This is a genomic window from Sporosarcina luteola, from assembly GCF_007991495.1.
Classification (GTDB): domain Bacteria; phylum Bacillota; class Bacilli; order Bacillales_A; family Planococcaceae; genus Sporosarcina; species Sporosarcina luteola.
In genome coordinates this window covers 1-15,199 of record NZ_BJYL01000040.1, presented here as the reverse complement: position 1 = coordinate 15,199, position 15,199 = coordinate 1, and the positions used below count along the sequence as shown (strand labels likewise).

13 protein-coding genes are annotated in these 15,199 nt (G+C 44.0%); 12 read left to right on the top strand and 1 reads right to left on the bottom strand.

Annotated elements, in window-relative coordinates:
* Nucleotides 1-229: 229 nt before the first annotated feature.
* From SLU01_RS14505 to SLU01_RS14475, 7 genes are all read left to right on the top strand, one after another.
* On the top strand, nucleotides 230-838 hold the full coding sequence (locus SLU01_RS14505; RefSeq protein ID WP_147059593.1) for an FMN-binding negative transcriptional regulator: 609 nt from the start codon (nucleotides 230-232) through the stop codon (nucleotides 836-838).
* Nucleotides 839-875: 37 nt separating this feature from the next.
* Entirely contained in the window at nucleotides 876-1,412 is a 537-nt protein-coding gene (locus SLU01_RS14500) for a nucleoside deaminase (protein ID WP_147059591.1), read from the top strand.
* Nucleotides 1,413-1,633: 221 nt separating this feature from the next.
* The gene (locus SLU01_RS14495) at nucleotides 1,634-3,061 is read left to right on the top strand and encodes a VWA domain-containing protein (protein WP_147059589.1); all 1,428 of its coding nucleotides are present in this window, start codon (nucleotides 1,634-1,636) and stop codon (nucleotides 3,059-3,061) included.
* A 492-nt stretch (nucleotides 3,062-3,553) separates the two neighbouring features.
* On the top strand, nucleotides 3,554-4,927 hold the full coding sequence (gene rlmD, locus SLU01_RS14490; protein WP_373866423.1) for a 23S rRNA (uracil(1939)-C(5))-methyltransferase RlmD: 1,374 nt from the start codon (nucleotides 3,554-3,556) through the stop codon (nucleotides 4,925-4,927).
* Nucleotides 4,928-5,090: 163 nt separating this feature from the next.
* Nucleotides 5,091-5,378, top strand: coding sequence for a hypothetical protein (locus tag SLU01_RS14485; RefSeq protein WP_147059585.1), 288 nt, complete (start codon nucleotides 5,091-5,093; stop codon nucleotides 5,376-5,378).
* A gap of 153 nt (nucleotides 5,379-5,531) precedes the next feature.
* Entirely contained in the window at nucleotides 5,532-6,611 is a 1,080-nt protein-coding gene (locus SLU01_RS14480) for a tetratricopeptide repeat-containing glycosyltransferase family 2 protein (protein ID WP_147059584.1), read from the top strand.
* Nucleotides 6,612-6,707: 96 nt separating this feature from the next.
* A complete protein-coding gene (locus SLU01_RS14475) occupies nucleotides 6,708-8,768 on the top strand; it encodes an exosporium glycoprotein BclB-related protein (protein WP_147059582.1) in 2,061 nt (686 codons plus the stop codon).
* A gap of 393 nt (nucleotides 8,769-9,161) precedes the next feature.
* On the opposite strand, the gene SLU01_RS14470 is transcribed toward SLU01_RS14475, so the two are convergent.
* On the bottom strand, nucleotides 9,162-9,809 hold the full coding sequence (locus tag SLU01_RS14470) for a cupin domain-containing protein (RefSeq protein WP_147059580.1): 648 nt from the start codon (nucleotides 9,807-9,809) through the stop codon (nucleotides 9,162-9,164).
* 164 nt (nucleotides 9,810-9,973) lie between these two features.
* Between SLU01_RS14470 and SLU01_RS14465 the strand changes: the two genes are divergently transcribed.
* The 5 genes from SLU01_RS14465 (at nucleotide 9,974) to SLU01_RS14445 (ending at nucleotide 15,155) form a co-directional block, all read left to right on the top strand.
* A complete protein-coding gene (locus SLU01_RS14465) occupies nucleotides 9,974-11,515 on the top strand; it encodes a DEAD/DEAH box helicase (RefSeq protein ID WP_147059578.1) in 1,542 nt (513 codons plus the stop codon).
* Nucleotides 11,516-11,531: 16 nt separating this feature from the next.
* Entirely contained in the window at nucleotides 11,532-12,326 is a 795-nt protein-coding gene (locus SLU01_RS14460; protein WP_147059576.1) for a YqhG family protein, read from the top strand.
* Nucleotides 12,327-12,603: 277 nt separating this feature from the next.
* Nucleotides 12,604-13,587, top strand: a complete 984-nt coding sequence (locus tag SLU01_RS14455) for a ring-cleaving dioxygenase (protein ID WP_147059574.1) — start codon at nucleotides 12,604-12,606, stop codon at nucleotides 13,585-13,587.
* An 18-nt stretch (nucleotides 13,588-13,605) separates the two neighbouring features.
* The gene (locus SLU01_RS14450; protein WP_147059572.1) at nucleotides 13,606-14,202 is read left to right on the top strand and encodes an NADPH-dependent FMN reductase; all 597 of its coding nucleotides are present in this window, start codon (nucleotides 13,606-13,608) and stop codon (nucleotides 14,200-14,202) included.
* A 314-nt stretch (nucleotides 14,203-14,516) separates the two neighbouring features.
* Entirely contained in the window at nucleotides 14,517-15,155 is a 639-nt protein-coding gene (locus SLU01_RS14445) for a FusB/FusC family EF-G-binding protein (RefSeq protein WP_147059570.1), read from the top strand.
* Nucleotides 15,156-15,199: the final 44 nt, after the last annotated feature.

Genomic DNA, 15,199 nt, shown 5'->3' with positions numbered 1-15,199 from the left:
GAACGGCTCATTTATTCCCACAAGGGCTCATTCTTTTGCCAAACGGCTCATTTATTCTCACTTACTAGAATGGACTCCAACTGGGAAAAAATGAGCCTTTGTTCGAAAGAGAATTGGATCAGCGATGCGGTTACAGAGTTCATATAAAGGAACGCACACTTTTTTCATTGGGATTAAGAACAGATTGACTTTATCATGATAAAAACACTCGTATGAATAGGGGGATTCTATGTATATTCCAAAGTATTTCAAAGTTACAGATGCGGATGAAATCCGGGGTTTTGTTCATGCCAATTCCTTTGGCACAATTGTCACGACCAAGAAAGGAAAGCCGATTGCGACTCATTTGCCTTTTGGATTCATGGAAAACGGTGATGATTGGTATATAACTGGACATATGGCTTACGGAAACCCTCAGTGGCGTACATTTGAAACGTGTGAAGATGTTCTCGTTATGTTTCAAGGACCGCATGCCTATATTTCATCGTCTTGGTATGCCCATGAAAATGTGCCGACGTGGAACTATGAGGCGGTTCATATGTACGGAAAAGCAAGTAATTTACCAAGAGAAGAATTAATAGAGGATTTAAAAATGATGCTGAAAAAATACGAAGGGCATCGGGAAAATCCCGTCTTATGGGATACGCTTTCTCCTAACCTACTCGAAAGTGAACTAAAAGGGATCGTCGGTTTTAAGATCAAGGTGGAAGAAATTCAAGCGGCTTATAAACTAAGCCAGAACCGCAATGAAAAGGATTATAACAATATCATTGATAAATTGCGGAGTGAAGGAAATACGCACTCAGCACAAGTAGCGGATCGAATGGAAAAGAAGTGAAACGGGTGCCTGCCAACTAAAAAGGAGTCGATTGCAAATGTTTACTGATATAGATAAGTTTTATTTAAAGATGGCACTTGAGGAAGCGGAGTTAGCATTGCAGGAGAATACCTATCCTGTTGGAGCGATTCTCGTGGATGATCAATTCAAAGTCATCGCAAAGGGGCGGAACGGTGTGCATACGAATAATGACGCCACGGCACACGCGGAAATCGAAGCAATCCGCAATGCGGGAGAGACGATCTTTGATGCGAAAATACATAACCGGTCATTCACACTTTACAGTTCGTTAGAGCCGTGTCCTATGTGTACAGGTGGAATTCTATTCGCTAAAATTCAACGAGTTGTTTGGCTGTTGAATGATGATTTAGGGTTTGGCGGTTATCAAAAAATGAAGGACGCGGCTATTTTCGAAAAGAAATTTGATCGAATCGAAATGATTGCTGAGCCGGATGAGGAACTCAAGAATAGGCAACTTGAGCTGATGCATCAATGGGAGAAGAGTTCGAATCACGTTAGCCATTTGCGGAAAGAGGTAAGTTTGGTGCTGCCTTCAGGTGGAGAAATACAGTGATTGAAAAGCCGAACCATCTAGAAATTGAGTGCTTGCCACTAACACAATTCTGAATTGTGTCGGTGGCAGGCACCGTTCTTTTCTTAGGTATTTTCACATTTGATCTACTAAGATATTGGAAATTTATTCATCGGAAAGAGGTGTTTATGTAATGCGTTGTAACTATCCTGATGATTAGTCGTATGAGTAGAGGAATAGGAATGATGTGAGGAGGGTTCGGTATGAAAATGAAAAGGTTGCTTTTCATTCTGGTCGCCTGTTTTGCGATGGCAGGTTGTTCGAAAGGGGCTGAGCCTGCTGAGGAGCAGTCATCCGTACAAGATGAAGAAAAGACGAACGAGCCGGAGAAAGTAGAAGCGGCTGAAGAGAATCCCGAAGACAAGTTGATGGATTCGATACCAACTGGCGAAGCAGCAACAACTATCGAAGAAATCGCGGCGCTTGCTCCTGGGGAGTTGACGAAAGACTTTTCGGTGGACCGCGAAACATCAATGTGGATTGGAAAAGAAGTTCATGCTGATATAAGGAAAGAGTTTCTTAACGAAATGGAGAGCATTACAGCAACGACAAAAGATCCGCATGAACTCTATGGTGCTTTTCTACACTTGTTAGGCGGGGCTAGATACAAAGAAACCGTACAGCCGTTAGTTGACTACACTCCATCGTTTAAGGAACCGATTTTACCAGAGCCTTACGAAACGACGGTTGATGGAAAGCCAACGACTATCCCTTCTAAGGCAATCCTTCTTTTAGACGCCAGTTCAAGCATGTTGCTACAGGCTGACGGAAGGCTGAAAATGGATACTGCTAAAAATGCTGTAAAAGGCTTTGCAACGACGATTGGAAAAGAAAGTGACATGTCTTTGTATGTATATGGCCACGCAGGTACACAAAACCAGTCGGATAAAAATCTTTCATGTGGGACGATTGACGAAATTTATCCTTTAGGAGAATACAAGGAAGCGGAGTTTGATAAAGCGGTTGATGAAGTGAAAGCGAGCGGATGGACGCCGTTAGCTGGAGCCATTAAACAGGCACGATTGGATCACGAACAGACGACTGATGACATTACGCTTTACATCGTGAGCGATGGGGCGGAAACATGTGACGGTGACCCGGTTGCTGAAGCGAAGGCATTTGCGGAATTATCGAAAGACCGTCATGTCAATGTCATCGGCTTCCAAGTAGATCAACAAGCGGAAAGCCAGCTGAAAGATGTGGCGGAGGCTGGAAATGGCTCATATATGGCTGCAAACACAATAGAAGATTTCTCGACAGGCATGTCGAAACTTTGGCTTCCATCCGATATCGACCTAGTTGGATTGATGTTTGAACAGGCGGATGCATGGCCGGAAGCAATGGCGTATGACAAAGTGAGAAAATTAGCTGGTCGCGCAAAGGATGCCATGCGGTTGGAAAGTGATCGATTTGCTGGAGCCGCAAACCTTCTTCAGCAAGAAGGAATGATTGATGAATCGGTAAGAGATGAATTACTAGCTATTATTGAAACGCACCGGGATCAATACAGAGCCATGGTAGATGAACGAGAAGAAAGTAAGATGCAATTGATTAAAGATGAAGTGACCCGAATCGATCAGAAGATAGACGATTATCTGGAACGGATGAGAAAGTTGAAAGAGAAGAAGTGAAAATAAGTGGGCCTGTTTATTCGGGGAAGGGCCCATTCTTTTGCAGAACGGCTCATTAATTCACGCAAGGGCCCATTCTTTTGCAGAACGGCTCATTAATTCACGCAAGGGCTCATTCTTTTGTAGAACGGCTCATTAAGTCGGGCAAGGGCTCATTCTTTTGCAGAACGGCTCATTAATTCACGCAAGGGCTCATTCTTTTGTAGAACGGCTCATTAAGTCGGGCAAGGGCTCATTTATTTTCGCAAGGGCTCATTCTTTTGCAGAACGGCTCATTAATTCTCGCAAAGGCTCATTCTTTAACGGCTCAATCAGCTCAACCGAATTGTTCAATTTGGAATGGTTTCAGGCTCTGGTGAATCCAGTCCAATTCCGCTATAATAGGACAGTATGTCACTTTTGAAAATAGTAAGCCGTTGATGGCGGACATTTAATAGATGAAGGCAATTTCGAAAGGAGAGTCATTACTTGACTGTTATACTAGGAGAGAAAATGGTTGCGGAAATTCACCGTTTGGACAGTAAAGGGAATGGACAGGCGGTCATTTGGCGTGAGCATGATTTGGGCAACAACCCGAGAAAATTGCGGCTCACCATTCCGCAAACGTTGCCAGGAGAAACTGTGCAAGTCGTTGTCGATCAGCCGGAAAAGAGAAGAAGAAAGGCGTTGCCTGAAGAGATTTTGGTTGCGAGCCCGGATCGTGTCGAGGCACCTTGCCCGCATTTTGAACTTTGCGGAGGCTGTGTCTGGCAACATTGGAGCTATGAAGGCCAGTTGAAGCATAAGACGAATCATGTGAAGGAAGCATTGCAAAGTGTAGGGATGAACCCCGAACTTGTTCAGGATACATTCGGCATGGAAGAGCATTGGCATTATCGAAATAAAATGGAATTCACGTTTTCACCTGAAGGAAATCTCGGACTGCATGAGCAAGGGAATTTCCGAAAAGTTATTCCGCTTGAAACCTGTCTCATCGCAGGTCGGAATATGGTCGATGCGACGATGGAAGTGAGTGAGTGGGTGCAAGAGTTCGGCCTCACGGGCTACAACAAAGATACCCATGAAGGTCTTCTTCGTCACTTGATGGTCCGTGAGTCGTTTGAAACTGGAGAAATGATGCTTGCATTGTTTGCGACAGAAGCGCCTGCAGGTGAATTGGCAACAGCAGCTGAAAACTTAATTGACCGAATCACGAATAAATATCCGAATGTGAAAAGCTTGATGTGGCTCGTGAACACGGATTTGGCAGACCGCACACAATCTGAGGAAACATTCGTATTGGCGGGACGCGATTTCATTTATGATGAATTGGGCGGATATCGTTACCGTCTTTGGTTCGATACATTTTTTCAAACGAACCCTGTTCAAGCGCAGAAACTAGTCGAGCTTGCACTTGAAATGGGCAAGCCTCAAGCAGACGAAAAAATGATCGACTTATTTTGTGGCGTTGGGACATTCTCCCTGCCATTTGCCGCCCGAGTGAAAGAATTGGCAGGCATCGAGATCGTCGAGAAGTCGATTGAATCGGCAAAACGAAATGCCACAGACAACGACTTGTATAACACGACTTTTCTTGCACGTGATGCACGAAAAGGAATCGATGAAATACATGAAAGTTGGGGCTTGGCGGATCTATTGCTAATCGACCCGCCGCGTTGCGGTGCTGGCGGCAAAGTGATGCGCCGGATCGGACGCGCTCAGCCTAAACGAATTGTCTACGTATCATGCAGCCCCGATACTTTTGCGACAGATATAGCGGAATTGGTGCCATTTGGATACACACTTCAAAAAGTGCAGCCCGTTGACCTATTCCCACATACCGTGCATGTGGAATGTGTCGCCTTGTTGACGTTGGATGAAAAGTAAAATGGAAGCTCTCTTCTTAACGGAGGAGGGCTTTTTTGATATTCGTGCAAGTAGTCTAAAGTAGAAAACTCCTTAATGGCGGGGTTTTCAAAAGTTATTATTATGGTATTATAAGTGTAATCATAACAACGGGCGTACTAAAGGGAAAAGGGGGATTGGATGGATGGAAAAAGTCTTGGAAATGTTACAAGCGATGCAAGTAGAACAAAAGGATTTCCGCAATGAAATGAATCAGCGTTTAGATGCGATGGATGGCAGTATAAGGATAATGGACAATCGAATCGGTGCGATAGATGACCGCTTAGAAAATATTGAAAAGCTTGTTATACAAAATGGGGAAAAGTTGGACAACAATCGAGATTATGTTGGCAAGAAAACAAACTTTCTTGAACATAGAAACATCGAACCCGAGCAACGCATCTATGAACTTGAAAATCGGTACAAACAATAGTCAATAAATCAACTCCTTTCCAAGGATCACTCACTTGGGAAGGGGTTTTTAAATTGAAAAAAGATCTCTTCATCTTTATGAACTCGTTGCCTAACACTTGTTATCTGCCGTTCGTATACTAAACTACAACTGCTTATAACGGAGATGAAGCCAATGCTCAGAAAACACCAAGAGATTAGTCTATGTATGATTGTAAGGGATGAAGAGGAAGTGTTGGAACGCTGCTTGCGTTCTGTACGTGAAGTTGTGGATGAAATCATTATTGTCGACACTGGATCGGTTGATGGTACAAGAGAGATTGCGGTAAAGTTCGCGGACAAGGTACTGGATTTTAAGTGGGTGAATGACTTTGCGGCAGCACGGAACTTTTCATTTGCGCAAGCTACAAAGGATTATATTATGTGGTTGGATGCGGATGATGTTTTGCAGGAAACTGACAAGGACACATTTCGCAAACTGAAAGAGGAGCTTGATGGTGAAGTTAATAGGGTTACTATGCCTTACCATTTAGGGGAGGATAGCAATGGAAACGTCACCTATAGTTTAAAGCGAAATAGGATTGTACGAAGAGAAGCAGGATTCAAATGGATCGGAAAAGTGCACGAGTATTTGGATGTGTTCGGTGAAGCGATTGAAAGTGATGTTGCCATTACTCATAAAAAAGAAAAGTCCTATACGACAAGAAATCTGGAAATTTATATGAGTATGCAGGAGAATGGTGAGCCATTTTCTTTAAGAGATACGATCTACTTTGCGAATGAATTAATGTATAACGACAGGAAGGAAGAGGCCGTCTACTACTTTGAACAATTTTTATTGATGGACGGCGGATGGGTGGAAGACAGTATCATGGCTTGTTTACATCTGTCGCGTTGCTATAAAGATCGAGACAATAGCAAAGTGCTCCAGTATTTATTCAAAACATTTGAATATGATAAACCCCGGGCAGAGGCTTGCAGTGAAATTGGACGCTATTTTATTGAACATGGCGAGATGCAATTGGCTGTTTTTTGGTTAGAAATGATAATTGGTTTGGAAAAGCCGGATACCATGGGCAGTATCAATGAAGCGGTGTGGAGTTGGATGCCGCATATCGATTTGTGCTATTGCTATGACCAATTGGGACAATGGGAAAAAGCGTATGAACATCATGTGAAGGCATTGTCTATCGTCCCAGACCATCCGAGTGTCCTATTTAATGAAAAATACTTCAAAACTCGCATAAACCAATAATGTTCCTTTCCTCTTCAGGAACATTAGTACAAGCAATCATTATTCGTTTGAATAAAGTAATACTGATGTTCTGAAAAAAGGAAGGGGAGTGAAGAAGTGCAAAATAGACATTTTCCATGTAAAGGTTGTATACAAACCAATTGTCAATGTAGACAAGGTCCACCAGGTCCACCAGGTCCACGGGGAGCAACGGGAGCAACTGGGGCAACAGGAGAACGAGGTCCCCAAGGTATTCGGGGCCCAGTAGGTCCTATGGGAGCGACCGGTGCAACCGGTGCCCAAGGAATTCAGGGTGATTCCGGTCCGACGGGTCCGACAGGTGTACAAGGGGTCCAAGGCGATCCGGGTCCAACCGGAGCAACCGGTGCCCAAGGAATCCAAGGAGAAATCGGTCCAACTGGGGCAACAGGTGTTCAAGGAGTCCAAGGAGAAGTCGGTCCAACTGGGGCAACAGGTGTTCAAGGAATCCAAGGCGAAGTAGGTTCGACCGGAGCAACCGGCGCCCAAGGAATCCAAGGAGAAATCGGCCCAACTGGTGCAACCGGTGCCCAGGGAATCCAAGGAGAAGTAGGTCCGACCGGAGCAACCGGCGCTCAAGGAATTCAAGGAGAAATGGGTCCAACCGGAGCTCAAGGAATACAGGGTGATCCAGGTGTAACCGGAGCAACCGGCGCCCAAGGAATTCAAGGTGATCCAGGTCCGACGGGAGCAACCGGCGCCCAAGGAATCCAAGGCGAAGTAGGTCCGACCGGAGCAACCGGCGCTCAAGGAATCCAAGGAGAAATGGGTCCAACTGGGGCAACAGGTGCTCAAGGAATCCAGGGCGAAGTAGGTGCAACCGGCGCAACAGGTGCTCAAGGAATCCAAGGAGAAATGGGTCCAACTGGGGCAACAGGTGTTCAAGGAGTCCAAGGAGAAATCGGTCCGACGGGAGCAACAGGAGCTCAAGGAATCCAAGGCGAAATAGGTCCAACTGGTGCAACCGGAGCCCAAGGAATCCAAGGAGAAATCGGTCCAACTGGGGCAACCGGCGCCCAAGGAATCCAAGGTGAAGCAGGACAAACGGGAGCTACTGGAGCCCAAGGTATTCAAGGAGAAATCGGCCCAACTGGTGCTACCGGTGCCCAGGGAATTCAAGGAGAAATCGGCCCAACTGGTGCAACCGGGACTCAAGGAATTCAAGGCGAAGCAGGTCCAACTGGTGCGACCGGCGCACAAGGAATTCAAGGAGAAATCGGCCCAACTGGTGCAACGGGTGCCCAAGGAATTCAAGGCGAAGTCGGTACAACGGGTGCGACTGGCGCACAAGGAATCCAAGGCGAAGTCGGCCCAACTGGTGCAACCGGCATTCAAGGAATTCAAGGCGAAGCAGGTCCAACGGGAGCAACCGGTGCCCAAGGAATCCAAGGCGAAGTCGGTCCAACAGGCGCAACAGGCGCCCAAGGAATCCAAGGTGAGGTCGGTCCAACAGGAGCAACAGGAGCGCAAGGAATTCAAGGAGAAATCGGTCCAACCGGAGCAACGGGTGCCCAAGGAATTCAAGGCGAAGTCGGTCCAACCGGCGCAACGGGAGTCCAAGGAATCCAAGGAATCCAAGGAATTCCAGGCCCAACAGGTCCAACTGGTGCTGCAGCTGCAGGTACCGTAATTCCGTTCGCGTCAGGAATTCCAGTATCTTTGACTACCCTAGTAGGCGGGGCGGCCGGTACAGGGGGCTTGATAGGTTTCGGAAGTTCAGCACCAACACTAAGTGTGCTTGGTTCAACTATAGATCTTACAGGTGCGATTGCTGGACCTTTAACGAACTTTGCCTTTTCACTTCCAAGGGCGGGCACGATCACCTCAATTTCAGCTTATTTCAGTGTTACAGCAGGGGTCTCCCTTGCGCTTGGATCGATAGCTGTGCGTGCGCAATTATATCAATCCAGCACGCCTAACAATATTTTCACTGCTGTACCTGGCGCGCTAGTGAACCTTTCGCCTTCATTATCAGGAGTAATTTCACTTGGAGCTATCGCGAGAGGAATAACAACGAATTTAAATATCGCGGTCACTCCGCAAACACGGTTATTAATGGTGTTTTCCATAACTGGAAGTGGACTCTCCATAGCAACTACTTTAGCGGGATATGCAAGTGCCGGTGTTGTGATAAATTAATAGTATGAAAGTATATAAAAACGAACCTTTCCAACATAATCGAGGAAAGGTTCTTTTGCACTTTGGGTTCGAATTGTACCTTGCACAGATATCTGCAAAATTTGTAACGCAGGAGGTTTTCATAACGGTTTATTTGAAACACTCAATGGCAAGTCCTCTGTGAGAACATGGATCAATGCAATTGCAATAAATAAATCAAGGATTATCTAAAAAGCTGGCATGTCCAAAAGATCAAGGTTGGAATAAACGAGTCGTTGCGCCAAAGAATGAGCCCTTGTTGGAATAAACGAGCCGTTGCGCCAAAGAATGAGCCATTGCGCAGATTCTATAGATAGGAAGCTACTCATGTAGTTTGATTAGCTTCCTTATCAACATCACTGGGAATACGACAATTCACTTTCCGTAATACGGGGTATATGGGTAACGTGATGGATAATAGGAAGGGTGGTAGGATGGATAATTCGGCGGATACGTGTGTCCGTTATTGTCGTGGTTTCCATTTTGTTTAGGGCAATCTTTCGGCGGTCCGATGATTACGGTATCTTTGATTGGTGCTAATGCTTGCTGAATCTGTCTTTCATCCAAGCAGTATGCATTTGCGAGCTCTTGAGGCGGCGTTAGACGAAGGACGTCGGAGCCCCAAACGGTTTCCAATTTATGTGTGTCGTAAATAGTCAGGACATGCGTATTATCTACACTTGCCGTGAAATAATGCCACCAACCTTGCGGGATATTCACAGCTTGTTGGGGTTTGATCTGAAAACTTTTCAATTCTTTCGTAGACGGATTGATCATCGAAACGATTGTTTCACCGGTAATGCAATAAATGACTTCAGATGCGTTAAAATGATAATGTGGCTCTACGCCATTGTCGGCACTTAAGAAAACATCGAGCAAAAATGTATCACCAAGCGTTTTCATTTGTTCGCTGCCTAGCACATTTATATAATTGCTGTCATTTTTTGTGAAAAACCTGCTTTGCGCCAAATCGAACGCATAATGCAAATTAGGATCTTTGAAATCCACTTGCTCCTTAGCCAAACTCAAATCCTCCCTTAAGAATAATCCTCACATGAATAACCTATGCGAATGTCTCGGAGCTTGTGATTGCCGCGCGTGTAATCCTCATAATGTCTTCTCTTCATCAACCTACACATACTAACTTCATTTCTGGACATTCTAACAAGAAAATATCGGATGAGGGGATGTTTATGCAAATTGAATGGTCGTCCGAGTGGAAAGAAGGTTTCATGGAACGGTTGGAGGATCGTAAAGCATGGGATAGTTGGATGTTGTACAACATGTGCTATGACGTGGAAAAATCGAAGTTGATCACTGACTTTCACGGTCTGCAATCGCCGAAATATTTGCCCGAGCTGACGCCTTTCCCTCACCAGTTGGAAGCGGCGGAAACGGTGATCGAACGGATGAATGGAAAGGCGATTCTTGCAGATGAGGTCGGTCTTGGGAAAACGATTCAAGCCGGGCTTATCTTAAAAGAGTATCTCATTAGAGGGCTTGTGAAGAAAGCACTCATTCTCGTTCCAGCCTCTCTCATCAATCAATGGGTCGAAGAGTTGAATCAAAAATTCCATATTCCGACGATCCAATATAAAAAAGCGTATGATTTGAACTACTGCAATATCGTCATTGCCAGTATGGATATGGCGAAAAGAAGCCCGCATAAGGAAAACATTTACGCCCAAGACTTTGATTTAATCATCATCGACGAGGCGCATAAATTAAAGAACCCTAAAACGAAGAACTACGAGTTCGTGCAAAACTTGAAGAAGAAATTCTGCTTGCTGCTGACAGCGACGCCCATACAGAACGACGTGTTCGAGCTGTTCAATCTTATATCACTGTTAAAACCGGGGCATCTCGGCAATTTCGAAACGTTCCAATCCGTCTTCTCGGCAAGTAAACATAATGTCGAAGAGGACGAGTTTTTAAAAGAACTGATCAATCAAGTAATGGTGAGAAATTCTCGTCATGACACGGGAATAGAATGGACGAATCGCCGTGTTAAAACCATTCCGCTTGAGTTCAGTGAAAAGGAAAAAGAAGTGTACGATATGATTTCAGAACTGAAACATGTGTCTCCTGTCTTTTCAGGCGCCTTTTCAATGATCACGTTGCAAAAGGAAATTTGCAGCAGTAAGCATGCAGCTTTTCTGACGTTGAATGAAATGCGCCAAAAGTGCACGAGGCCGGAAGAGATTTCATTCACGGATGAGATCATCCAGAAACTAGCCGAACTTGACGTTAATACGAAAGCGGAAAAAGCATATGAAATCATTCAACAAGCAAATGGCGAAAAGGTCATTATCTTTACGGAATATCGCGCAAGCCAGGCGTACTTGCAAAACTTCCTGTACGAGAAAGGAATTGTGAGCGTCCCGTTCAACGGGCAGTTCAGCAAAAGCAAACGCGAGTGGATGAAGCAGTTATTTAAAGAGAAGGCGCAAGTATTGATCGCCACGGAATCCGGCAGCGAGGGGATCAACCTTCAATTTTGCCATCATGTCATCAATTACGACTTGCCGTGGAACCCGATGAAGCTCGAGCAACGGATCGGACGTGTCCACCGGCTAGGTCAAGAGCATGATGTTAATATATACAATCTGGCCATCAAACATACAATTGAGGACCATATATTAGAGTTGCTGAATGTGAAAATTGGCGTTTTTGAAAAAGTGGTTGGTGAGTTGGATGATATTCTATCGGAGTATAAACTGTCGATTTAAAGCAAGGAGGTAGCGTATGTATCCTCAACAAATACATCAATATATACGACGGTTTTTCAAGGAGAATAATTGCGAAATCATAAGGGAAAATGATCATTTCATCAATGTACAATTGACGGTTGAAATGGATAAGCGGATTATGAACCGGCCTTTTTATTGGAAGTACTTGGAAAGTACAGGAGACGAGCCGAATCCCGCGCAGCTGACGTTGATTACTGATAAAAATAGGCTACAGGAAGCAATCGCGGGAGAAGTCGTCCACTACGGTTCGCCCCGGCTCAATCAATTATTCCAAGTGACGAAGGAACTCGGCTCATTTGTACAAATGTATGAAAGGGCGACAACGCAATCCGGGACGCAGACGATATTGACGCCATGGGTAGGGGTTAATTACAAAATAACGTATTCCAGTGATCGAACGCAGGAAACGCTATACTCGCTAGGCATCAATTTAATGACAGGCGCGATTATCAACGGATTCCAGGAATCAATTAGTGGATTGAACTTGGAAAGCAGTATATCACCGAACACCTTCCATCTCCCTTATACAATCAAACCATTGCGGGCACTGGAGCGGTTGGATGCGGTCATTGAAAATCAAATCCAGCACGACGACCATACGTGGGCGGAGGAAGCGAAGGAAAGACTTCGAAAAGATTTGCTCGTACTGGAGTACTTTTACAGAGGAATCGAAGACGAAGACCGACCCGAGTGCTATGAAAGCGAGAAGAAAGCGATGGAAGAGCAGTACGAGACGAGAATAAAAGTGGAGATTATTAACGGTGGGTTATTTTATTTGAAATCAATTTGAATAAAGTGCATTGATTGTTCTAAATACGCATAAAATCATTGAATCACGCATAACCCTGGCTAGACTATGAATTGACTGGATGTCAGCGCATCCGGTCTTTTTTTGTAAGAGCGTTAACGAAGACCTTTGACACAAAATTGTTGACGTTCTAAAAATCACATGTTATGATTATCTCGAATTCAAGATAAATAGATTTTTAATTAAGACTTAAATTTTTTTATGCATATATCTCGAATTAAGGATATTTAATGATAACTAATAAAAAGGAGAGAGTTAAATGAACGGATTAAAAGGTATTCATCACGTAACTGCCATTACGAGCAGTGCGGAAAAAAACTATGAGTTCTTTACGTTTACATTGGGCATGCGACTAGTGAAAAAAACGGTGAACCAAGACGATATCCAAACGTATCACTTATTCTTTGCGGATGATAAAGGGGCTGCCGGTACGGATATGACGTTTTTCGATTTTCCAGGTATCCCGAAAGGAACGCATGGAACAAATGAAATTTACAAAACGGCATTCCGCGTCCCTTCAGATGCTGCATTGGATTATTGGTTGAAGCGGTTTGAAAAATATGACGTGAAAAACAAAGGAATTCAGGAAGTGTTCGGCAAAAAGACCATTTCATTCGTCGACTTTGATGAACAGCAATATATGTTGATATCAGATGAGAATAATGAAGGAGTGGCTGCCGGCACGCCATGGCAAAATGGTCCGGTTCCACTTGAATTTGCAATCACTGGCTTAGGTCCGATTCATGTACGCATTGCAGAGTTTGATTACTTTAAAAAAGTTCTTAAAACGGCAATGGAGTTCAAAGAAATCGCGAAAGAAGGATCGCTGCACCTTTTTGAAGTCGGTGAAGGTGGGAACGGTGCACAAGTCATTGTCGAACATAACACTTTGCTTCCAAATGGTCGCCAAGGCTTTGGAACAGTCCACCACGCGGCTTTCCGAGTGGAGGATACAAACGCATTGAACGTATGGATTGACCGCATGCAAAAATTCGGTTTCAATACATCCGGCTACATTGATCGGTTCTTCTTCGAATCGTTATATGCGCGCGTCGCACCTGGAATCCTGTTCGAATGGGCTACTGATGGCCCTGGTTTCATGGGGGATGAGCCTTATGAAACAGTAGGAGAAAAGTTATCATTGCCGCCATTCCTGGAAGGGAAGCGGGATAAAATTGAAGCGATGGTAAGACCAATCGATACAGTTCGTAGCACGCGTACCATTGAAAAAGAGTACTTGTAAGGAGGTGAAACAGGAAAAATGGGTTTTTTAAGTAAATTATTCGGAACACAACAAGAGGAGGAAACAACAATGGCACAACCAAATATAGGTATAGTTTTAGGATCAACACGTGACGGACGCGTAAGTCCACAAGTAGGAGCATGGGTAAAAGAATTGGCAGATAAACGCGGAGATGCAAATTACACAATTATCGATATCGCAGATTATAAATTACCACTTTTAGGTGAAGCAGGTGGCGACGCATCAGGTGCGGCAGCATGGTCTGAAATTATTGGAAAACAAGACGGTTTCGTATTTATCGTCCAAGAGTATAATCACTCCATCACAGGGGCTCTTAAAAATGCGTTGGACTACTTACGTGAAGAATGGAACAACAAAGCAGCAGGTATCGTGTCCTACGGTTCAGTAGGCGGAGCTCGTGCGACAGAACATTTACGTGGGATTTTGAGTGAACTTCTTGTAGCACATGTGCGCGTACATCCAGCGCTATCATTATTCACAGATTTTGAAAACGGAACAGATTTCAAACCGGCTGCTGTACAAGCAGATTCAGTAAACCAAATGCTGGACCAAGTAATCCCTTGGACGAATGCATTGTCTACAATCCGTAAATAATTATGTAAAACAGGGCTAACCTCAAAATTGGGTTAGCTCTGTTTTATTTAGTTACCGACAAAAATTCTTGTTCCGAAAAACAGAAAGTTGTATGATAATGGACGTAGTTCCTCTATGAAAGAGTTGGGAGGTGTTGTGAAGATGGCAAATCAAATGGCATTGCCAGCTTCTAATAAGACTCATGCAAAGCCAGAGGATGGGTGCGATACTTTGCATGGGGCGAAAGTTGTTTAATCGCTTGTATGAAGTTCCATTTCTGAATTGAAAGCTTTGCACTTTGTTTAGGCAATCAAAAAACGAAGGAGCTAACAGAAATGAAGAATGAACAATTTCTAAGAAACGATCAGTTTAATTTTATAAAAAGACAAATACAGCGACTTGTAAACGGTCACGGAACTGTTAATGATGCACATGTCCTTAACGCCCTTGAGTCACTTTCAATCGAGAAAGTGCTGGATTTGTTTACAGAGTTGTCAGATGCACAAAAGGAATTCCTAAACAAGATGGTAGAGATAGAGGATAAAGAGTCAGCCGAAAAATATATAGGTGATTTGGAACAATATATCATTCCATTTAATCCGCCATCTGAGCAGAAGTTGAAAAAGCTATTTCCTAAAGTGAAAAAACTGAAGCTGCCTACTGAAGGCCTTGGCTATAATAAAATGACCTATTTAAGTTACGATGACTTAGGAACGAAGAAAAGATATATTATCACGCCTTCTCAGAAGGGCATGATTGGACTTTCGGGCATTTTTGAAGAGACAAACGTAAAACAAATTTGTGCAATCTGCAATCGCCTTACAAACGTAGGTATGTTCTTAACGAAAACAAAAGGTGAAACAGTCGGCACATATACAAAAAAAGGAAATTATATTTGCCGAGATGCAGAAGATTGTAATCATCATTTGGTAGGCTTGGATAAGATGTACGAGTTTGTTAGTAATGTAAAGTGAAATAAAAACACAAAATGTGCCTATGCGCATTTTGTGTTTTTTAA

Excerpts from the sequence above, each read along its gene's own strand:
- SLU01_RS14480 (WP_147059584.1), top strand. The coding sequence starts at position 5,532 with ATGCTCAGAAAACACCAAGAGATTAGTCTATGTATGATTGTAAGGGAT.
- SLU01_RS14455 (WP_147059574.1), top strand. The coding sequence starts at position 12,604 with ATGAACGGATTAAAAGGTATTCATCACGTAACTGCCATTACGAGCAGT.
- SLU01_RS14500 (WP_147059591.1), top strand. The coding sequence starts at position 876 with ATGTTTACTGATATAGATAAGTTTTATTTAAAGATGGCACTTGAGGAA.
- rlmD (WP_373866423.1), top strand. The coding sequence starts at position 3,554 with ATGGTTGCGGAAATTCACCGTTTGGACAGTAAAGGGAATGGACAGGCG.
- SLU01_RS14445 (WP_147059570.1), top strand. The coding sequence starts at position 14,517 with ATGAAGAATGAACAATTTCTAAGAAACGATCAGTTTAATTTTATAAAA.
- SLU01_RS14495 (WP_147059589.1), top strand. The coding sequence starts at position 1,634 with ATGAAAATGAAAAGGTTGCTTTTCATTCTGGTCGCCTGTTTTGCGATG.
- SLU01_RS14465 (WP_147059578.1), top strand. The coding sequence starts at position 9,974 with ATGTTTATGCAAATTGAATGGTCGTCCGAGTGGAAAGAAGGTTTCATG.
- SLU01_RS14460 (WP_147059576.1), top strand. The coding sequence starts at position 11,532 with ATGTATCCTCAACAAATACATCAATATATACGACGGTTTTTCAAGGAG.
- SLU01_RS14485 (WP_147059585.1), top strand. The coding sequence starts at position 5,091 with ATGGAAAAAGTCTTGGAAATGTTACAAGCGATGCAAGTAGAACAAAAG.
- SLU01_RS14450 (WP_147059572.1), top strand. The coding sequence starts at position 13,606 with ATGGGTTTTTTAAGTAAATTATTCGGAACACAACAAGAGGAGGAAACA.
- SLU01_RS14505 (WP_147059593.1), top strand. The coding sequence starts at position 230 with ATGTATATTCCAAAGTATTTCAAAGTTACAGATGCGGATGAAATCCGG.